20 protein-coding genes are annotated in these 19,919 nt (G+C 57.8%); 12 read left to right on the forward strand and 8 right to left on the reverse strand.

All coding sequences use genetic code 11. From position 1 onward, the window contains the following. Window positions 1–76 precede the first annotated feature (76 nt). Complete coding sequence (gene cysS, locus LT85_RS00340) at window positions 77–1,453, forward strand: cysteine--tRNA ligase (RefSeq protein ID WP_038483954.1); 1,377 nt, start codon at window positions 77–79, stop codon at window positions 1,451–1,453. Between the two features lie 226 nt (window positions 1,454–1,679). Here cysS and LT85_RS00345 read toward each other — a convergent pair whose 3' ends face one another. Next, a complete protein-coding gene (locus LT85_RS00345) occupies window positions 1,680–2,966 on the reverse strand; it encodes an aspartate aminotransferase family protein (protein WP_052134443.1) in 1,287 nt (428 codons plus the stop codon). A gap of 169 nt (window positions 2,967–3,135) precedes the next feature. On the opposite strand from LT85_RS00345, the gene LT85_RS00350 reads away from it, so the two are divergent. Beyond that, complete coding sequence (locus LT85_RS00350; RefSeq protein ID WP_038483960.1) at window positions 3,136–4,560, forward strand: PLP-dependent aminotransferase family protein; 1,425 nt, start codon at window positions 3,136–3,138, stop codon at window positions 4,558–4,560. A gap of 212 nt (window positions 4,561–4,772) precedes the next feature. Here LT85_RS00350 and LT85_RS00355 read toward each other — a convergent pair whose 3' ends face one another. From LT85_RS00355 to LT85_RS00365, 3 genes are all read right to left on the reverse strand, one after another. Continuing rightward, window positions 4,773–6,065: a type II toxin-antitoxin system HipA family toxin gene (locus LT85_RS00355; protein ID WP_253273632.1), complete on the reverse strand. Its 1,293-nt coding sequence runs from the start codon at window positions 6,063–6,065 to the stop codon at window positions 4,773–4,775. 41 nt (window positions 6,066–6,106) lie between these two features. Next, entirely contained in the window at window positions 6,107–6,355 is a 249-nt protein-coding gene (locus tag LT85_RS00360) for a helix-turn-helix domain-containing protein (RefSeq protein ID WP_081991858.1), read from the reverse strand. A 321-nt stretch (window positions 6,356–6,676) separates the two neighbouring features. After that, the gene (locus tag LT85_RS00365) at window positions 6,677–7,105 is read right to left on the reverse strand and encodes a DUF4148 domain-containing protein (protein ID WP_038483965.1); all 429 of its coding nucleotides are present in this window, start codon (window positions 7,103–7,105) and stop codon (window positions 6,677–6,679) included. A 601-nt stretch (window positions 7,106–7,706) separates the two neighbouring features. Between LT85_RS00365 and LT85_RS00370 the strand changes: the two genes are divergently transcribed. The 5 genes from LT85_RS00370 to LT85_RS00390 all read left to right on the forward strand — a co-directional run bounded on the left by LT85_RS00370 (window position 7,707) and on the right by LT85_RS00390 (window position 13,124). Continuing rightward, window positions 7,707–8,324, forward strand: a complete 618-nt coding sequence (locus LT85_RS00370) for a TetR/AcrR family transcriptional regulator (protein ID WP_038483968.1) — start codon at window positions 7,707–7,709, stop codon at window positions 8,322–8,324. Between the two features lie 395 nt (window positions 8,325–8,719). Then, window positions 8,720–9,931: a porin gene (locus tag LT85_RS00375; protein ID WP_038483970.1), complete on the forward strand. Its 1,212-nt coding sequence runs from the start codon at window positions 8,720–8,722 to the stop codon at window positions 9,929–9,931. Between the two features lie 96 nt (window positions 9,932–10,027). Next, on the forward strand, window positions 10,028–11,446 hold the full coding sequence (locus LT85_RS00380) for a YfcC family protein (RefSeq protein WP_052134445.1): 1,419 nt from the start codon (window positions 10,028–10,030) through the stop codon (window positions 11,444–11,446). 37 nt (window positions 11,447–11,483) lie between these two features. Continuing rightward, window positions 11,484–12,341 carry an N-formylglutamate amidohydrolase gene (locus tag LT85_RS00385; RefSeq protein WP_038483973.1) on the forward strand — a complete coding sequence of 286 codons (858 nt, stop codon included), beginning with the start codon at window positions 11,484–11,486 and terminating at the stop codon, window positions 12,339–12,341. Between the two features lie 21 nt (window positions 12,342–12,362). Continuing rightward, window positions 12,363–13,124: an IclR family transcriptional regulator gene (locus LT85_RS00390; RefSeq protein ID WP_038483975.1), complete on the forward strand. Its 762-nt coding sequence runs from the start codon at window positions 12,363–12,365 to the stop codon at window positions 13,122–13,124. 23 nt (window positions 13,125–13,147) lie between these two features. Here the strand turns inward: LT85_RS00390 and LT85_RS00395 are convergent, their stop codons facing one another. Then, window positions 13,148–14,017, reverse strand: a complete 870-nt coding sequence (locus tag LT85_RS00395; RefSeq protein ID WP_038483978.1) for a GNAT family N-acetyltransferase — start codon at window positions 14,015–14,017, stop codon at window positions 13,148–13,150. After that, on the reverse strand, window positions 14,014–14,907 hold the full coding sequence (locus tag LT85_RS00400; protein WP_038483981.1) for a LysR family transcriptional regulator: 894 nt from the start codon (window positions 14,905–14,907) through the stop codon (window positions 14,014–14,016). Before LT85_RS00400 ends, LT85_RS00395 begins: the two co-directional genes overlap by 4 nt. A 96-nt stretch (window positions 14,908–15,003) precedes the next feature. On the opposite strand from LT85_RS00400, the gene LT85_RS00405 reads away from it, so the two are divergent. From LT85_RS00405 to LT85_RS00415, 3 genes are all read left to right on the forward strand, one after another. Further along, the gene (locus LT85_RS00405; protein WP_052134447.1) at window positions 15,004–16,008 is read left to right on the forward strand and encodes an SDR family NAD(P)-dependent oxidoreductase; all 1,005 of its coding nucleotides are present in this window, start codon (window positions 15,004–15,006) and stop codon (window positions 16,006–16,008) included. Window positions 16,009–16,163: 155 nt separating this feature from the next. Beyond that, window positions 16,164–16,703, forward strand: coding sequence for a hypothetical protein (locus LT85_RS00410; protein ID WP_038483984.1), 540 nt, complete (start codon window positions 16,164–16,166; stop codon window positions 16,701–16,703). Window positions 16,704–16,799: 96 nt separating this feature from the next. Next, window positions 16,800–17,204 carry a hypothetical protein gene (locus tag LT85_RS00415; RefSeq protein ID WP_156117381.1) on the forward strand — a complete coding sequence of 135 codons (405 nt, stop codon included), beginning with the start codon at window positions 16,800–16,802 and terminating at the stop codon, window positions 17,202–17,204. Between the two features lie 18 nt (window positions 17,205–17,222). Here LT85_RS00415 and LT85_RS00420 read toward each other — a convergent pair whose 3' ends face one another. Further along, the gene (locus LT85_RS00420) at window positions 17,223–17,843 is read right to left on the reverse strand and encodes a TetR/AcrR family transcriptional regulator (protein ID WP_038483990.1); all 621 of its coding nucleotides are present in this window, start codon (window positions 17,841–17,843) and stop codon (window positions 17,223–17,225) included. A gap of 125 nt (window positions 17,844–17,968) precedes the next feature. Between LT85_RS00420 and LT85_RS00425 the strand changes: the two genes are divergently transcribed. Then, window positions 17,969–18,628: an epimerase gene (locus LT85_RS00425; RefSeq protein WP_038483993.1), complete on the forward strand. Its 660-nt coding sequence runs from the start codon at window positions 17,969–17,971 to the stop codon at window positions 18,626–18,628. A 27-nt stretch (window positions 18,629–18,655) separates the two neighbouring features. On the opposite strand, the gene LT85_RS00430 is transcribed toward LT85_RS00425, so the two are convergent. Continuing rightward, entirely contained in the window at window positions 18,656–19,279 is a 624-nt protein-coding gene (locus LT85_RS00430) for a glutathione S-transferase family protein (protein WP_038483996.1), read from the reverse strand. A 178-nt stretch (window positions 19,280–19,457) separates the two neighbouring features. Here LT85_RS00430 and LT85_RS00435 point away from each other — a divergent pair, with 178 nt between their 5' ends. After that, window positions 19,458–19,742 carry an HU family DNA-binding protein gene (locus LT85_RS00435; RefSeq protein ID WP_014004094.1) on the forward strand — a complete coding sequence of 95 codons (285 nt, stop codon included), beginning with the start codon at window positions 19,458–19,460 and terminating at the stop codon, window positions 19,740–19,742. The last annotated feature ends 177 nt before the right edge of the window (window positions 19,743–19,919 follow it).

The raw sequence follows: 19,919 nt of genomic DNA on the forward strand, positions 1-19,919 counted from the left end.
TGAAATACCAGCGGCCCGGTCCGCACATCGCCACACTCTGTTGTCGGCATATCTAGTCAATTTTTAAAAGAACGGCATGGAACTCCATCTATACGATAGCTGGGAACGTCGCGTCCGGCGTTTCGAAAGCATTGCCCCGAGTCAAGTGGGTTTGTACTGCTGCGGACCGACGGTGTACGACTACGCCCACATCGGAAATCTGCGCACCTATATTTTCGAGGACCTGCTGCGGCGTGCGCTGCAATTCAACGGCTACAAGGTGCAGCATGTGGTCAACATTACCGACGTCGGCCATCTGGTCTCGGACGCCGACGACGGTGAAGACAAGATGGAAAAAGGCAGTCGCCGCAGCGGCAAGAGCGCCTGGGACATCGCTGAATTCTATAGCACCGCATTCATGGCGGATTTCCGCGCGCTCAATTTGCTGGAACCCGCAACCTGGTGTCGCGCCACTGACTACCTGCCGGAGCAGATCGGCTTCATCCAGACGCTGGAACAGAAGGGCTATACCTACCGCACCGCAGACGGTATTTACTTCGACACCAGCAAGCAGGACGACTACGGTTACATGGCGCGGCTCGATCGCAGCGCCTTGCAGGCTGGCGTACGGGTGGCAGTCGGAGAAAAACGCAACAACACCGATTTCGCGCTGTGGAAATTCAGCCCGCCCGAAGCGCAGCGCCAGATGGAATGGGACAGCCCCTGGGGCCGTGGTTTTCCCGGCTGGCACATCGAATGCTCGGCGATGTCGGCTGCGCACCTAGGCGCATGGTTCGATATCCATTGCGGCGGCGAAGACCACATTGCTGTCCATCACAGCAACGAGATCGCCCAGACCCAGGCTTGCCACGGCACCCGCCTGGCGAACTTCTGGATGCATGGCTACTTCTTGCAGACAGGCAGCGAAAAAATGTCCAAGTCCGGCGGCGATTTCCTGCGCTTGCAATCGCTGCTCGATCAAGGCATCGACCCGCTGGCCTATCGCTACCTGTGCCTGATGGCGCACTACCGCAGCCAGCTGGAATTCAGCTGGGATGGTTTGCAGGCGGCGGCAACTGGCTTGCAGCGTTTGCGCGAGGCGTATCACCGCTGGCCGGATGGCGGTGTTGCCGATGAAGCCTGGATGCTTCGTTTCCGCGACGCGATCAATAACGATCTCAATTTTCCGCGTGCACTGGCGCTGGTATGGGAGCTGGTGCGCAGCGATGGCGAAGCGGCGGCATGCAAAGCCACCTTGCGCGCCATGGATGAAGTGTTGGGGCTGGGTTTGGCTGCGTGGCAGCCAGGCAGTTTTGAGATCCCCGAGGCAGTGACGCGCCTGGTCGAAGAACGCCAGGCCGCAAGGGAAATGCGACGGTGGGCCGAAGCGGACCGTTTGCGGCTGGCGATCAAGGCGCACGGATTCCTGGTGGAGGATACGGCATCGGGGACCTTGCTTAAACCGGAGCGCTGACGCTGGTCACACGCCGCAAAACTGGGCATCAGGAAAATTTATCGAGGACGCCGAAATACGCCATGCGAGCTGCAGTATAAAAGCGCTGCAAGCCGTGAAAATGAATCTGCGGGATTACGCAGGCTCAATCAGGATGCTGACCTGAAATTTTTGTAGCACGGGAAAATGTCGTCACCGCTGCGCATGAAGCAATGCGCAGCGGCGGCAATCGATCCATTTTTTCCTGTTACGGCGTTTCCTGCAATACTTCACGCACCGTGCTGAACATGCGCTCGATTTCTTCCGGCTGCACGATCAGTGGTGGCGAGAAGGCCAGGATGTCGCCGGTATAACGCACCATCACCCCCTTTTCATAGCACTTGCGGAATACTTCAAAAGCGCGCGCGCCCGGCGCCTGGGGCCGCGGCTCCAGTTCAATACCGGCCACCAGGCCGAGATTGCGGATGTCCTTGACGTGCGGCGCGCCAGCCACGCTGTGAGCAGCCCTGCCGAACAGCGGCGACAGCTCGCGTGCGCGTTCGAACAGGCGCTCGCTTTGATACAGGTCGATGGCGGCGATGGCTGCTGCTGCGGCGACCGGATGGGCGGAATAGGTATAGCCGTGCATGAGTTCGATGCCGCCTACGGCTGTGGCCTGCACCACCGTATCGTGGATCTCGCGTTTGACCGCTACCGCGCCCATCGGAATCGCGGCGTTGTTGATGCCCTTGGCGAGCGTGATCAGGTCTGGCGTTACCTTGAAATATTCGGCGGCAGTCGCGGCCCCGAGGCGGCCGAAACCGGTGATCACTTCATCGAAAATCAACAGGATGCCATGCTTGCTGCACAGCGCCCGCAAGCGTTCCAGATAGCCGACCGGCGGCACCAGCACGCCGGTGGAGCCGGCCAGCGGCTCGACGATGACGGCGGCGATGGTGGAAGCGTCGTGCAAGGTTACCAGGCGCTCCAGCTCATCCGCCAGATGCGCGCCCCATGCCGGCTGGCCGTCGCTGAAGCCGGCTTCGGCAATGTTCAGGGTATGCGGTAAATGATCGACGTTTGGCATCAGGTTGCCGGAGAACGCCTTGCGGTTGTTGAGGATGCCGCCCACCGAAATGCCGCCGAAACCGACGCCGTGATAGCCGCGTTCGCGGCCGATGAAGCGGGTACGCTGACCTTCGCCGCGGGCGCGATGGTAAGCCAGGGCAATCTTGAGCGCGCTGTCGACAGCTTCCGAGCCGGAGTTGGCGAAGAAAATCCGATCCAGGCCTTCCGGCATCAGCGCCGCCACCTTGCGTGCCGCCTCGAACGCCAGCGGATGGCCCATCTGAAACGAGGGCGCGTAATCCATGCTGCCGATCTGGCGGGTCACTGCGGCGGTGATCTCGTCCCGGCAATGGCCGGCGTTGACGCACCACAGGCCGGCGGTGGCATCCAGTATTTGGCGGCCGTCATCGGTTTGGTAATACATGCCCTTGGCCGAGACGAACATGCGCGGCGCCTCCTTGAACTGGCGGTTGGCGGTAAATGGCATCCAGAATGCCGACAGGTCTTGGTTCGCGTTCACGGGAGCCCTTAGAAGGTGGTGGGTAATGGCGTCGATTATTGCAGTTACAATCCGTATTGATAGGTACACTTCATACAAAATGATTAAAGTGTATTGTTATGAATAGCAATCTGTACTGAATACACTTGAGGCCACCATGACCGTTCCGCAAAAGACATTGCCGCTACCCCTTCCGTTGGATCGCCAATCGGCGCTGGGGCTGGTGGAACAGGTGGTTGCAGCCCTGAGCCAGCTGATCGATAGCGGCAAATTGCGGCCCGGCGAACGGTTGCCATCGATACGCAGGTTTGCGGAAGAACAGGGCGTCAGCAATTCGACCATTGTCGAGGCTTATGAACGGCTGGTGGCCAATGGCATGCTGCACGTGCGGCGCGGCGCCGGCTTTTTCATCGCCAAGCAAGATGTCGCCGGGACGAGCGGCATGCCGGCGATCCGGCTCAATCCCGTGATCGATTCGGCCTGGCTGTTCTCGGAAGTGTTTGCCGACGAGCGGGTGCCGATCAAGGCCGGCTGCGGCTGGCTGCCGAGCAGCATGCTGGACGGCGAGGGTTTGCATGCGGCGGAACGGCGCATCATCCGCTCGCCCGGGGCGCAGCAGGTCGGCTACGGCCATCCGTTCGGCTACGGACCGTTACGGCAGACCATCGCCAAGTCGTTCGCCAACTGGTCGCTCGATATCGCGCCGGATCAGGTCGTCACCACCCACGGCGTGACGCAGGCGCTGGACCTGATCATGCGCACGCTAGTCAAGCCGGGCGATACGGTATTCATCGAAGAGCCCGGATACTGCAACCTGATCGCCATGCTGCGGCTGGCCGCTATCAACGTCATCGGCGTGCCGCGCACGGTGAGCGGCGTCGACCTGGACGCGCTGGAACAGCTGGCGCGGTTGCACAAGCCGAAGATTTTCTTCACCAACCCGGTGTTGCAAAATCCCACCGGCACCACTTACACGCCAGCGTGCGCGATGCAGGTACTGCAAGCCGCCGAGCGCCATGGTTTCTGGGTCGTGGAAGACGATCTTTACCGTGAGCTGGCGCAAGCTACCGATCCGATGCTGGCGGCATTGGATGGTTTGCGGCGCGTGATCTATGTCAGCGGTTTTTCCAAGACCATTGCGCCGTCGTTGCGGCTTGGTTTCATCGTCTGCCAAAGCGATCTCGCCAGGGAGTTCGCGCGCACGAAAATGGTTCTGACGCTGACCAATTCCGAAATCACCGAACGCCTGGTATACAACGCCCTGACAGAGGGACATCACCGGCGTCACGTCGAACGGCTGGCCGGCACCCTGCTGACAGCACAGGCGCAGGTCAGCGCTCGCCTGCAAGACGCCGGCCTGCAGCCTTTCGGGCCGCTGCGCGGAGGCATGTTTTACTGGGCCAGCATGCCGCACAGCGCATTGAGCGCCACGGAAATCGCCGACCGGGCGCTGCAACAAGGCATCTGGCTGGCGCCCGGAGAGTTCTTCCACGTAGCGCAGCCCGAGCGTCCCTGGTTCCGCTTCAATGTCGCCTTTTCGGATGTCGCAAAATTGTCTGATTTTTTCAGTAAACTCAAATGAGACTGGAATTGTTTGCCTGTAGCGAAAAGGGTATTAACTAGCCTTTGACCCCAAAACATAAAAGTAGCATTGATTTACACAGGCAGATCTAGCAACTTCCAACGTCGCCAACATGGGCAACTCTCCAGCCAGTACGCATATGGATTTGTGTAGTTTCCATTTGCTGATCGAGTCTTCGCGCATCCGTTTCTGGATTGTTTTGCGCTACTTGCCTAAGTCCGCAGTTTCTTGGCGCTTTCCCGGATGCCTTGGAAAATAGTGTCCGCGACCTGAGCCGGAAAGTTCGTTGGAATTTGTGCGGCTGCGTTGTCGAGCGCTTCTGGCAACTGCGCCAGGATAGCATCAAGCAATTCGTCAATTCTCGTTCCGAGCCCACACTTCTGCGCAGTCTGGACCCAGTGATGCCGGCGGAATTCAGTCCATCTGTAGTGCCGGTTCTCGCCTGTTATCGCCATGGCCATTTTGACCTTTTGGGACGAGAGCTGATTGTTGGAGGTTCCCATAACAGGATATGCGGACAACACGTCATAACTGGGGGTCAACCGGAAGCGGCCCTCTGGCAAAAGGAATACGCTGAAATTTTTCGCGTGGCCATCGATGGCGCAAAGCAGCCAGAACAGAATTTGCGTGCGCATGAAAGTTATGCGGTCTTCTTCGGACGCAATAGAACCTAACAGCAATTTCATGATTTGCAAGATGCCTGGCCCTCCATCCGCTTCATATTTCAAGCTTCCAGGCGTCCCCGTTACCTGGCAAAAATCTTCTTGTGGCAAACGAATAATCCAGCTGTCGTCCGCAGCGTGTTCACGGTCGAATCGTTCGACCTCCAGCACGGTGTGCTTACCGAAGGTCCGGATTTCGCTATTGGCGACCTTGATGTCAAACGCAGCCAGAATCCGGGAGCACAGCCACTCGTTTTCGACCGATGTTGTCAGGTCGATACCCCTGTTTCCCGTGCCTATCGGAAGCTTCAGAATATGCGTGGTCGGCGTTGGCCCCAGAGGGCGCTCCCAACTGTCGCCTAATTTCAGTAATGCCGTTTTCTCCTGCGCTCCTGCCAAGGAAATTCGGAAGTCTGTGTCAGCACTGTCCTCATAGTCCTGCTGCGGAGCCGGTGTCAAACAATCGTCCAGAATCTGCTCAACATCCGATTCCGACAGCGCCGCATTTTGGATGCGGTGAACGTCGATCGGCTGAACTCCTTCCGGGAGCAATTGCAAAGCGCCGACACAGTCTCGACCAATTTGCTCCAAAAGGTCAAATGCGTCAGTCGAAGCAGCATGGAAGCGAGACCGGATGCGTTCCCGGATTTTCTTCGTATCGGGAAGAAGGTTGTCGAAGAAAGCATCCACCAAGGGACCACGGTAAGGGTCTGCAGCCGGTCGCAGTGGCATTGACAGGGAAATAGGACGTCTGCGGACAGAACCGAGCCACGATTCGTCGTAGGATAATTCTGAAGCGCCGTTTCCCTTCAGCTCCCACGTTGCAACGGCGTCCCCATTCATCCAGACTCCGAGTCGGCGCGAGTGCGACTTGCGGCCCATCGCTACCACTCTCCCCGAGAAGTAGTGCCGGTTTTTGGGATGTCGCGCACTACCAACTCCATGCCAAGCGCCGATAAAACGCTCAGCAAGCGGTCAACACTGCTTGCGCCCGGAGAGCGCTCTAGCGTGGAGACGGCCTCTTGCTTCATCCCGATGACCGCACCGACTGCCTCTTGCGACATTTTCTTCTGGCTTCGTACGCCTTTAAGAATATGGGTTAATTGCTCGGTTGTTCGTACTGGATAGTCCATAAGGCACCTTTATAAGTCTATAAATTCACTATATAGAGGAAAGTACATATAATCAAATTATAGATAAGACTCTATAATATGTGATTATAGATAAAATATTATAGATCGTTGAAAAATGCACTCGCCTCAGTATGTTGAGCTTGCAAATCAACCGGTAGTACGTTTGTGCTTTGCCTCAGCTGGCTATCTGAATACTAAAACTAACCGGCCATCTGCTCATGAATACCCAGCAGAAAATAAAAACCCGCGCACTCATCCACGAGGCGCGGGTTTTGTCATTGGCAGCTTTCCCTTATGCGGGCGAGAACTGCATGCAGGCAATCAGTTGCCGGAATAAGCGTCAAGCGGATATTGCGCATTGGCGAAACCGAGTTGGCCGGAGGCGCGGGCTTGCGCCAATTCTGCCTTCACTTCAGCGCGGGTTTTACCGGGAACGCTGGAGTCCGCAGCGGTGGGGCTGACGAACACCGGATATTGCGAACCGGCGAAATCGAGTTGACCGGCGGCGCGGGCTTTCGCCAGTTCTGCTTGCACTTCAGCGCGGGTCTTGCCGGTTACATTGCTTTGTGTACGGGCAGGCAGGAAAGTCGGATAGTTCGAACCTGCGAAATCGAGTTCGCCAGCGGCGCGTGCTCTTGCCAGTTCAGACTGGACTTGGGCGCGGGTGAGCGGGGTGACGTTATCGGCTGCAAATACAGGAGCGGAAACAATTGCTGTCAGTGCCAGAGCGGCGATCAGATTGGTTTTCATGATGTGTTCTTTCTTAATTTTCGAGTTGATGACAAAGTGTCAAATACAGCGGTCAACCATCGCATGTACTGACGGGACCTGATGTTGGCGTCACCGTCGGTGCTGGGCTTGAATGAATTATATCTATCACTAGGTAGATAATCGGTAGAAATAAAAAGCGCCTTAATTACGCGACGCCTTCTGATGCCCTACCTTCATCCCTTAGCCCGGGCACGTTGCGTGATCCAGTCCTGATATTGCCGAGGAGAAAATCTGGGTCGTGTGCGGCTTGAAACAACGTGTCTGCAACTACTGTAAGATGAATCATAGTTATCTATCGATAGGTAGTCAAACATTATTTGCTTATGATTTAAAGTCATTACCGAATCAGAGACATTGAAGCGAGATTGCTTAGAAATCTCTTGATTGTCTATCTCTCAGTAGATAATATAACAGCGTGGCGTCTTTGTGATTTTTACTTGCGCACCTCAACCATTCGTTTCTTGCCGGCCTGGGGATAAAAGACGTAGCATGGCGGGGTTTGGGAATTGCAGATGCCAGCGTCGCCTGAAATTTGTTCACCACAGAATGGTGTCCCTATCTCTTTATAGGTAATGAAATCATGAAAGCCGTCTCTCCTGTACGCGAACAACTGCTGGAACACACGCTGGTCCTGCTGGGCACGCGCGGCTACAACGGTTTCAGCTATCGCGACCTGGCCGAACTGGTCGGCGTCAAGACCTCCAGTATTCATTATTATTTCCCAACCAAGGAAGACCTGGCGCTGGCGGCAGTGCAGGCCTATGCGACCAACATCGGCGATCTTATGCGCGAGATGGATGTCAACGGGCCGCTCAAGGAACAGATTGAAAAATACCTGGCGCTGTGGCGCAAGAACCTTGGCACCGGCCGTGTCTGCCTGTGTGGCATGCTGGCCGCCGAAGCTACCAGCTTGCCGCAAAATGTACTGACTGCCTTGCAGACTTTCTACAGCATGCACGAAGCCTGGATTACCCAACGGCTGGAACGCGCCGTCGCAGAAAAAGGCGTGAAGCTGCCGGCTACGCCGTCGATGTATGCCATGACCATTTTGGGCGCGTTGCAAAGCGGCCTGATTTCAGCGCGTTTGTTTGGCAAGCCTTGCCGGCTTGATGCTGCATCAGCCATGTTGCGTTCCGCGATTACGCCCGAAGGTGGCAAACAGCAAGTGGGTGAAGCTGCTGCCGTTCTGCCTTCCTGAGTCAATCACCGCGCAAACTTGCGGGTTTGCGCAGCGAGCCTGGCCCGATCTTTTGCCGTATTGCCTGACGTCGGGCTCTCGATTTTTCGCAGGCCTCCGCTTACCCCTCCCTGTCTTTTTCTGACAACAATACTCGCCCTCCTAGCAATACCAGACGCCTCACGCTTCTCCCATTTGCACAACAGATACACATAGAGCGTGTGCAGATTTTCAGCAATTTGGATTGACACGGGAAAATATCGCCCCTACCATTGTTTCATATATCAATACGTTGTTTTATTAGATGAAACAATAGAGTGGCCGGAACCAGTTATCGCCTGATGCGCATGTAGCGCATTGCGATAGCGGAGACCCGAAGCCGCCTTTGAATTTTTTTCAACCGGGAGGAGTGAGTCATGAAGAAGTCGTTAATTGTATTGTCGATGTTGGGTAGCTGCAGCTACGCCGCGCAAGCGCAAACCAATGTCACCGTGTATGGCCTGCTGGATTCGGGCGTGACCTATGTCAACAAGATCGCCGCGCCCACCGCTGCCAATGCGCGCGGTACCGGCAGCCGCTTCAGCGTTGATTCCGGCGATTTGCAGCAATCGCGTTTCGGCTTCAAGGGGACCGAGGACCTGGGCGGCGGCATGAAAGCCTTGTTTAATCTGGAGGGGGGCTTTGCGGTGGATACCGGCGCTTCCGGCCAGGGTGGCCTGACGTTCGGCCGCACCTCGATAGTAGGCTTGTCGGGTAACTTCGGTACGGTGCAATTGGGTCGCCGCAAGGACTTCATCGACGAAGTGGCTACTTACTATTCAAGCGTCTACGACTTTGGCGTATTCATCAATGGCGTCCACGACAACAACCTCGACCGCGTCGGCGGCAACCGCGCCAACAACCAGATTCGCTACGATACGCCTTTGATGAAGGGACTGGTACTGAATGCAACCTACGGTTTCGGCGAGACTGCCGGCTCGACTTCCACCGGCCAATCGATCGGACTGGGAGCGAACTATTCCAATGGCCCATTCGGCATCGGCATCGGTTACTGGCAATCCAAGCTCGGCACCATGACGGGCGGCGTGAATACCTCCAGTGATCAGGGTGCGACGCTTGGCGCCGGTTGCACGCCAAGCTATGGCCATCCCGGCGATACCTGTATCAAAACCTGGATGCTGGGCTCCAGCTACAAGACCGGGCCGTGGCGCTTCTTCGGCGCCTGGTCGAAAGTGCTGCAACCGCTGGCAACGTATGGGGGCAGCGATGCGCCGCTGGCAAGCAAGTTTGCGGGTGCGGCAGGTTTGGCGCCGTTCACGGCCGGCGGCTCCAACAACAACAGCACCAATGTCTTCGACCTCGGCGTGAACTATGCCGTATCAGACACCTTGCGCCTGGTCGCCAGCGTGCTGCAATCGCGCTACAGTTTTGTCGGCACAGGTACCAAAGGGCGTTTGAACCAGGTCAACCTGGGCATCGACTATGCATTCTCGAAACGCACGGATCTGTATAGCTACGTGGCGAATCTGCGTGCATCTGACATGTACAACCCGGGAATTACCGGCGGCGCGCCTGGTGCGGACAATGCGCAAACCGCATTTACCGTCGGCTTACGTCACAAGTTCTAAAGCGTTGTAACGTAAGGCGGGCCGGAAAGGCGCGGAGCTTTTCCGGCCCGCGTATCGAAAAGATACTATTCTGCAAGTCGGTAGACGGAGATCAGCATGAGTGCCAGCACGACGGACAGCGAAAAACCAGACGCGCACGGCAAAAGCCGCATGTTGCATCCGGTGGCGATGATGTTGCTGATCATGCTGGTGGCGATCGGCCTGACTTATGTGCTGGATTCCGGTGAGTTTCAGCGCCATGCCAAGCTGGTGGTGCCCGGTACTTACCAGCAGATCACCAAAGAGCGCGATCTCACATCGCTGCTCGCCGCCAGTCTGCCGGCCGGCAACGCCGAGCGCGCCTATCCCGCCAGCCTGTTTTCGGCGATGGCGGCAATTCCGGCCGGTCTGGCCAAAAGTGCGCCGTTGATATTCATGATCATGTTCATCGGCGGCATGTTCGGCGTACTGCGCAAGAGCGGCGCGCTGGATGCCGGCATCGACCGCTTGCTGGCGCGTACCGGCGGCAACGTCTACGTGCTGACGCCGGTGCTGATGCTGGCGATCGCCGCCGGCAGCACCTTTCTCGGCCTGATCTCGGAATACCTGGTGATCATTCCCATGATGCTGATTCTGGCTGAACGCCTGAGCCTTGGCCCGTTGTACGCTACGGCGCTAGTAGCGATCGCGGCAAAAGTCGGTTATCTGGCGTCGGTCACCAATCCGCTGGCGCTGGTGATCGCGCAGCCGATCGTGCAAGTGCCTCTGCTGAGCGGCGCGGGTTTGCGGCTGGCGGTATTCGTGGTGTTCCTGGCAATCGGCATCGCCTATCTGCTGTACTACGTGAAGCGCCAGGGCTACACGGTACCGACCGGACTGGATAACCATGGCCGTCTTTCGTTGTCGCACCGCTTCGTGCTGCTGGTGGTCGGCGCCAGCGTGGTCGCGCTGGTGATCGGCACCAGCGTCTGGAAATGGGGCGATATCCAGCTCGGCGCGTTCTATATTTTCGAAGGCATCATCATCGCCATCGCCGCCGGCATGTCGGTGCGGGCTGCCTGCGACGCTTTCGTCGAAGGCATGAAAGGCATGATGCTGGCTGGCTTGCTGATCGGCCTCGCCAAAGCCATTGAAATCGTCCTGCACGACAGCCTGGTGCTGGATACCGTGATTTATCACCTGGCGTCCATCGTCGAAGGGCGCAGCAAGATCTTTGCCGCCGAGGGCATGATCCTGGTGCAGATGCTGCTTGACGTGCTGATTCCATCAACCTCCGGCAAAGCGGCCATCAGCATGCCCATCCTTGGCCCGATCGGCCACCTGTCCGGCGTCAGCGGCCAGAGCGTGGTGCTGGCGTTTTTATTCGGCAACGGCCTGACCAATATGGTGACGCCTACTTCCGGCATGTTGCTGGCTTATCTGGCAACCGGCAAGGTTGGTTATGGCACGTGGATGCGTTTCATTTTGCCGCTGTTCGCTGTCTTCACATTACTGGCGATGATTTTCATGGCGTTTGCGGTGTATAGCGGCTATTGAGCCACGGTTTACAGAGTTACCAAGTACGAAGGACACGATGATGCAAGACGCGTATATTCTCACCCGGCCGGATGCCGCCGGCCAGATTCCACTGATATTTGATTCGCCTCACAGCAGCCGCTTTTGCCCGCCGGACATGCAGGCGGTAGCGCCGGAAGCCGCGCTGATGTCGGGCTGGGACGCGTATGTCGATGAACTATGGAGCGGTGCGCGGCAATCTGGCGCAACCTTGCTGGCGGCGCGCGTACACCGCAGCTACATCGATCTAAACCGCAGCCGTAGCGACATCGATCCGGCGCTGATGGCCGAGCCATGGCCCGAACCGATCCAGGTGTCGGAAAAGAGCAAGGCCGGCATGGGGCTGATCCGCCGCTATGCCTTGCCCGGTGTGCCGATGTACGAGCGCAAACTGAGCGTGGCGGAAGTGCAGCAGCGCATAAGCCGTTATTACGATCCCTACCACGCCGAACTACAACAGTGGATCAACAACGCCCACGCGCGTTTCGGCCAGGTTTGGCATATCGATTGCCATTCGATGAAATCGGTCGGCAATGCGATGAATATCGATAACGGCGCGCGGCGTCCGGATTTTGTGCTGGGCGACCGTGATGGCAGCGCCGCCGATCCGGCCTTCACGCAATGGGTTGCGCAACAGCTGCAAGCGCAAGGTTATACGGTCAAGATTAACGATCCTTATCGCGGCGCCGAGCTGGTGCGCGCCTATAGCGATCCGCAACATGGCCGCAACAGCATGCAGATAGAAATCAACCGTGCCCTGTACATGGATGAACAGAGCCTGCAGCGCAGCGCTGGCTTCGCCACACTGCAGAACAATCTGACGCAACTGGCAGAGGGGATGTCGAGGTATATTAGCGACAAATTAACCCGAAATTAACTTGATTAGAATTTGGACAGCATGGCCGATTACACCGTTGCCGCAGTAGATGAAGCATTGGCGCTGCTTTTGCTGGTAGCGCAAAGCCCGGGACTGGGCGTGACCGAATTGTCAATTCGCTCCGGCAATACCAAGGCTCGCACCTTCCGTCTGCTTTACACGCTTGAACAGCGCGGCCTGCTGCATCGCGAGGGCGATACGCCGACCTATCACCTCGGCTACAAGGCGCTCTACCTTGGCGTTGCCGCGCAAGAGCAGGTCAGCCTGGTGCGGGTGGCGCGCAGCCATCTGCGCGACATCGGCGGCATTTGCAATGAAAACGTCCAGGTGCGGGTGCGCGATGGGCTGGAGATGGTGTGCGTGGCGCGCTGGGAATCGACCCAGGCAATCCGCGTGCATACCGATGTCGGCAACCGGCGGCCGCTGTATGCGGGGGCGTCCGGCAAGGTGCTGCTGGCGCATGCGCCGCAGCAGGTGCAACAGGCGGTGCTGGAAAGTACGCTGACGCGCTTCACCGACAATACGATCATCGATCGCACCGCCCTGGAGAAAGAATTGCAGCAAGTGCTGGCGCAGGGCTATAGCGTCTCGTTTGCCGAAAGATCCAGCGGTGCAGTGGCGATTGCCGCGCCGATCATGGACGCCGATGGCGAAGTAATCGCTTCGCTTAGCATCGCTGGCCCAGCCAGCCGCATCACCAGCGACAACCTGCAGGGTTTCATTGATCTGGTGGTACAGCGCGCGCGCGACCTGTCGCTCGGGCTGGGATATGCGTACCGGTAAAAGGCTATCCCTGGCGTCAATTCTTACAGGTGCAGTTCATACACGGTCCAGCGTGGGGCATATTCGGTGAATCCGAGTTTTTGATGCAAGCGCATGGACGCTGCATTGCTGCTTGCTACCAAGGCCCGCATTTCCGGTTGCTCTTTTGCCGCCAGCTCCATGGCCGCCAGATGATAAAGTTTTTCAGCCAGCCCTCTGCCTCGCCATTGGCCAAGCACGCCGACGGCCTCGACGGTGCAGCCGTCAACCAGGATGAACGCCTGGTATTTACCGTGTGCGTCCATCAATATCAGGCTGGCATCCTGATTGGCTGCAGCCCATTCTTCGCGCATGGTTTCCAGATCGGGAATCGGTGAATTCGGCACGCCCGAGAATGATTCTGCATAGCATCGATGCAGTTCGCCCCAGTCTGGGTTGCCGATGCGGACGATCTGCAGGCCATCCGGCAACCCGACCGGCTCGGCGAATGGCAAGGCCCGTGAAAAATTGACAAATTCAAACAAGGGCTTGAATCCAGCCTGTTGCAAGCCGTCGCGCTTTGCCATTTCACCCGCCCGCACGCTGCCCCGGAGCCGTTGCGCGCCGGCTGCGCGAACCTTCTCGCTGACAAACGCAATCAAGGCAGACGCTGCTTCCATATCGGCGGCGACCAAGGGCGACGCATAGGCGCAGCCGTATTCGGCAATGCCCAGGGTAACCCAGCCTACGCATCCCACAACTTGTTGACCGCGCCAGATCATGGCGACCTGTTCTCCATGTGCGCGTGCCGGCCCCAGCAAATCATGCGCCAGCGGATTTCCGGTACAGGGCGTCAGTTGCGCGTCCCATAGCTGTTGCAGAGCAGGCAATGCGGGGTGACTCAGCGTGCTGATCCTCAGTGTCGGACTGTTCATGCTGTTTGTCCAATATAGCCGGATAGCCCTGTCACCAGCGCATCGAAGGCAATTCGGCAGCGTTCGCTGGAGCGCAAGTCCTCATGCATCACTATCCAGGTTTCCAGTTCGCTGCTGACGGCGCTTGCCAGTACCGGCTGCAAATCGGGATTGTGCATGGCCAGCGGCGTCTGGCACATGCCGATGCCATAGCCGGCGCGGATCGCGGCCAGCTGCGCCAGTTGGTTGTCGGTGCACAGGGAAAACATGTCGCGCGACAGCGCCAGGCCGCGCTGTTGCATGGCGCGGATGTAGCCGGTTTCCTGGTCGAAACCGATCAGCGCGTGCTGCCTGAGATCGGCCACGCTGGCCGGCATTCCAGCTCGCTCCAGATAGCGGCGATGCGCAAACAGCGCGAGCGGAATGGCACCGATCCGGCGCGCAATCAGCGCACCCTGGCTAGGTTGCACCATGCGTACGGCAATGTCGGCGTCGCGCTGTAACAGGTCCTGGGTGCGGTTCGACAGCACCAGTTCGATAACGATATCCGGATGGGCTTCGCGCAAGGCAGTCAGGATTGGCGGCAATATTTCAGCACCGACCACGTCGGATGCGGTGATGCGCACCGTGCCGCGATGGCTGGCCGCAGTCGATGCGCGTCGCAGCGCATTGGCGGTGACGCGCAGGTTGTCGGCGAAAGGACGCAAGGTCAGCGCGGTGTCGGTTGGCGAGAGCCCGGTTTGCGAGCGCGTAAACAATTTTACGCCCAGCGCCTGCTCCAGCGCTTCTATCTGGCGCCCGATCGTTGGCTGGGTCAGGCCCAGGCTACGGGCGCCGCCGGACAACGAGCCTTCTTCCAGCACGGCCAGGAAAGCACGGTATAGATCCCAGTCGGGTTCTTGGGTAGTCATACAAATATGTATAGCAGCTATGTTGAGATAGCCAATTTTAAACTAATGATGGCACTGTTACGCTGGACTCCTACATTCTTTTCAAGGAGATTCATCATGGAACAGCAAACCCTGAAAACGCAGCAGCAACCAAAGATAGCCCTGGTTCTCGGCGTCACTGGCGGTATTGGCAATGCCGTGGCGCAAAAACTGTTGCAGCGTGGCTGGCAAGTACGCGCCTTGCACCGGCGCGCCGACCAGATGCTCGCAGCCGAGCGCGCCAATGGAAGTAATAGCGGCATCGTCTGGCGTCAGGGCGACGCCATGCAAGAGGCGGACGTAATCGCTGCCGCCGAGGGCGCCGCGATCATCGTTCATGCAGTCAACCCGCCGGGCTACCGCAACTGGGCCACACTGGTCGTGCCGATGATAGAGAACAGCATTGCGGCAGCGCGGGCTTGTGGCGCCCGCATCGTGCTGCCCGGCACCGTGTATAACTATGGCGCTGACGCCTTTCCGGATCTGAAAGAGACTTCACCGCAGAATCCGAGCACGCGCAAGGGTGCAATCCGGGTCCAGCTCGAAAACCGGCTGCGCACTGCGGCGCAGAGCGGCGTGCGGTCGCTGGTGGTGCGGGCCGGCGATTTTTTCGGGCCGCATATGGCTAATGCCTGGTTCTCGCAAGGCATGCTGAAGCCGGGCCAGCCGGTGACTGCGGTCACCTATCCCGGCAAGCGTGGCATCGGCCATCAATGGGCTTATCTGCCGGACGTGGCCGAGACCATGATGCAACTGATTGAGCGCGAAGAGGCCCTCGCCGCGTTCGACACCTTTCACATGAACGGCCACTGGGATGCCGACGGCACGCAAATGGTAGCCGCCATCGGCCGCGTTACCGGACAGGCGGATCTGAAAGTGAAAGGTTTCCCTTGGTGGCTGCTGCCGCTGGCTGCGCCCTTTTTGCCTTTGATGCGCGAGTTGCGCGAGGTCGGCTATCTGTGGCGCCAACCGTTGCGGCTGGACAACCGGCGCTTGCTCAAACTGCTGGGCAACGAGCCTCATACCGGCTGGGACCAGGCAGTGCACAGCACGCTGGCGGGCATGGCCTGCATCAAAGAATGATTGGCAGGCAACAATATATTTTGCTGCAACTGGTGCCCTGGAATTCATGTCGGGGGATAATGCGTCTTGAACCTGATTCACAATCGGCTGCAACCGCATGCATCTCCCCGGAGGCGACAGGCGGATGCGGCCATCAATATTGGAAGTAACGCATTTTGAACACGACAAGAACCAAGCGCTGGACCGGCAAGATGGATTCCCTGACAACAGATTATCTGAAAGATGTCATGGGCAAGATGGAAGTGTACGGCGACCGCGTACAGTTCGGACTGACCAGCCCGGGCCCGCGTCCGTATTATCAGCTCACCAATAGTTCCGAAAAGAAAATGGCCTTTGACGGCAACAATCATTTGTTGCACCCGAAAGAAGATGAGTTTGTCGGCGTCAACAGCACCCCGATATTTTCTTTGGAGCAGATCAAGGCAGCTATCGCCGCCGGCGGTTTCCGTTCCACCAGCGGCACTCGCAGTTCAAGCGGCACGCGTAGCGCCAGCAGTGGCGGCAGCCCGCGCGGCGGTTCGGTGGCGATGAAAGCCAAGGACCTGATCGACGCAGCAAGATATGAGTATTTCAGAAGCAACCGTCAAATCATGCCGGACGGCATCGGCGAACACTCCGCTGAAATCACCGAACTGATGCTCAAGGGCAGCTCGGCAGCGGATGCGTTCGGCGAAGTGATCAAACGGCATTTCTGATTGCGTTGCCGTTGCTGCGGCCCAGGATTAATCTTGGGCAGCAGTATTTATCAAATCGCAGTTTCTAAAAAGATGGCAAGCATGAAGATGGCAAGTATGGTTCGAGCACTTCTTTTGATTGTTGCCGCCACGGCTACTTTTCCCGCCTGGGCCGGCTGCGCGGTCGCCGACGCATTGATCGGCCAGTACGGCATTTCTTTTTCCGGCTTTACCCATGCACTGCCACGCGTAGCCCTGCCTGCCGAACAGCAAAGCGGGCCGGACGCCTTGGTTACGCTGGCGCTGCCCAACCAGAACGGCCAGGTAAGCGACGGTTTTTCTCATAGCGCCTTGATTAACAAGGACAAGAAGCGGGTCTGGATTTTGCGCACGGGCGGCTTCGCCGGCGTCTATGAATGGTATGGTCCGGTAGCCTTGCCGACCGCCAGTTTTGCCGCTTGCGCCACTGAACCCGGGCATCAGCCGCAACCCCGGCGCCAGCCGGCGGGCGCTGCCAGCTAAGACGGCGCTTTGCTGCCGTCAGCGTTTTGCTGCAACCTGGTAATACCCCAGGAACATATCTACCGCCGAATCCAGCACCTGCTGCTGCATCGCCTCCGACAGCGGCGGCTGGTCCATCGTGACCTGCGGCCAGAATGCGAAGGTTTTCAACAAGCTTTGCAACTGATGCGCCGCGAAAGCCGGATCGACCGGCTTCAGCTTGCCATCGGCTTGCGCCGCGCTGATCCAGACGTTAACCCCTTCTTCCCGCTGGTTCATCCTGGCGACCATATCTTGCGTTCGTTCTGGCGAGTGAATGGTGGCGGCAATCGCCACGCGCGCCAGGTCGAGGAAATTGTTGTCGCTGAGCATGCGCATCTTGGATTGCATCAGCTCGTAGAGCTGCTCGCGCAGTGGCCGGTCGGCACGATAGCTGAGCGCCATCTGGTCAGCGCTGGTCTGCCATAACTGCGTCAGGATTTCAGCGAACAATTCTTCCTTGCCCGGAAAATGGTTGTAGACCGTGCGTTTGGATACTTCGGCCCGGGCGGCGATCTTGTCCATGCTGGTGGTTTCGAAGCCGTTGCTGCGGAATTCGGCGATTGCTGCCCGGATGATGGCCTCCCGTTTACGGTCGGTGAGGCGTTGCGTCGTGGCCATGGTGTTGTTTCTGAATGTCGGATCGTTTAATTTTACACCAGACAGTATACTTTCTGAAAAATAGAAACTACACTGTGCAGTGTAATAATTTGCCGGACAACCGGCTAACTACATCGGAATGCGCAATGAAAGTAATACTGTTTGGGGCCAGCGGCATGGTTGGACAAGGCGTGCTGCGCGAGTGCCTGCTTGACGGCGACGTTGAAAAAATACTGGTGATCGGACGCGCGCCGATTGCCATCGCGCATGACAAGCTGAGTGAAATCATCTTGCCGGATTTGAGTTCGTTGGCTAGTCACACCGACGCCTTGCAAGGATATGACGCCTGCTTTTTCTGTCTCGGCGTATCTTCGGCCGGCATGTCGGAAGCATGCTATAGCGCGCTGACTTACGACCTCACGCTGACGATCGCGAAGACGCTGGCGGCGTGCAATTCGGGCATGACCCTGACTTACGTGTCGGGCGCGGGCACCGATTCCAGCGAACATGGCGGCAGCATGTGGGCCAGGGTGAAGGGACGTACCGAGAATGCCCTGCTGCGGCTACCGGTCAAAGCGGCTTTCATGTTCCGTCCGGGGATCATCCAGCCGATGCATGGCGTGGTGTCCAAGACCCGCTCCTATCGCGTGTTCTATATGTTCGCGTGGCCACTGTTGCCGTTGCTGAAGCGCATCTTCCCCAAATACATCACCAGCACCGAGCAAATCGGCCGGGCGATGATCAAGCTGGCGCGCTACGGCGGCCCCAGGCAGGTGCTTGAGACCGCCGACATCAATGCCGTTTAAGCGGCAATATCGGCGGAGATGCCAGCTTCAGGGCAAACCGTTGCGGCCATGCCGCAGAAATCCCGGACGCTGGCTAAGTCTGTCGAAATAGGCGGCGACGGCGGGATAGTGCGCATGCTGTAGCGGCGTCATCAGCCAGCGGTTGACCGACAAGCCGAGCGGGATGTCAGCCAGCGAAAACGAATTGCCTGTTACATATGCGCCGGTAGTCGCCAGTTGCTGTTCAAGAATGCCGATGTGTCTGGTCCAGCTGGCCACCGATGCCGCCAGCGCAGCGGCGTCGCTATAGTCGGGATTTTTCCGGACCAGCGCCACGAAGGCGTAGCGCCAGGAGTTGTTCAGTTCGGTTGCCTGCCAGTCCATCCATTGCTCGATTCTGGCCCGCTCGCGCGGCGCGACGGGCAACAGTCGGCCGTCGCCGTAGGCCGCCGCCAGGTAGCGGATGATGGCGTTGGATTCCCATAAAACGAAATCGCCATCGCAGAGAACCGGCACCATCGCGTTCGGATTCAAGGCCAGGTAATCTGCCGTATCGGTAGCGCGAAAGCCGCTGCCCCAGTCTTCCCGTTCGAACGGCAAACCCAGCTCATCACAGGCCCACAGCACTTTGCGGACATTGATGGACGAGGCTTTTCCCAAAATTTTCAGCATGAGGACTCTCTTTTTTTGTCGCACAACCGGTTTTTATGCTAAAGATACACACCGCTGCAAGCGGAATTTTAAAAGCAATTTGTCTGAAACCCGCGATTGCGGTAGTCTACATCGCCGATTCCAAGCAAATACGGTGCTAGAATTTGCAACTCACCACTTTTTTTGAGGATTTAACGAAATGAACAAAACCGAATTGATCGACGCCATTGCTACCGACTGCGAAATCTCGAAGGCCGCTGCACAGCGCGCGTTGGAGTCCGTCGTCGACAACGTGATCAAGGCTGTTACTAAGGGCAGTACTGTTCAATTGATTGGCTTTGGTTCGTTCTCTTCCGGCAAGCGTGCTGCTCGCACCGGCCGCAATCCACGTACCGGCGAAGCAATCAAGATCGCTGCAGCCAAGACCGTGAAATTCACGGCTGGTAAAGCATTCAAAGATGCAGTGAACAAGAAGAAGAAATAAGGTAACAATCGTCATTCAGTCAGACTGAGTGCCAGCCCCTTGAAGCAATTCAAGGGGCTTTTCTTTTAGGGCTTACGCAAAACTGCCCTGAGCGCGTTGCATCTCCTCGCTGGCCGTTCGTACTGTCTTCGTCGATATAGCTTGCCAGGACGATTTTGCATAAGTCCCGATGTTCTG

This window comes from Collimonas arenae (genome assembly GCF_000786695.1).
Taxonomy (GTDB): Bacteria; Pseudomonadota; Gammaproteobacteria; order Burkholderiales; family Burkholderiaceae_D; genus Collimonas; species Collimonas arenae_A.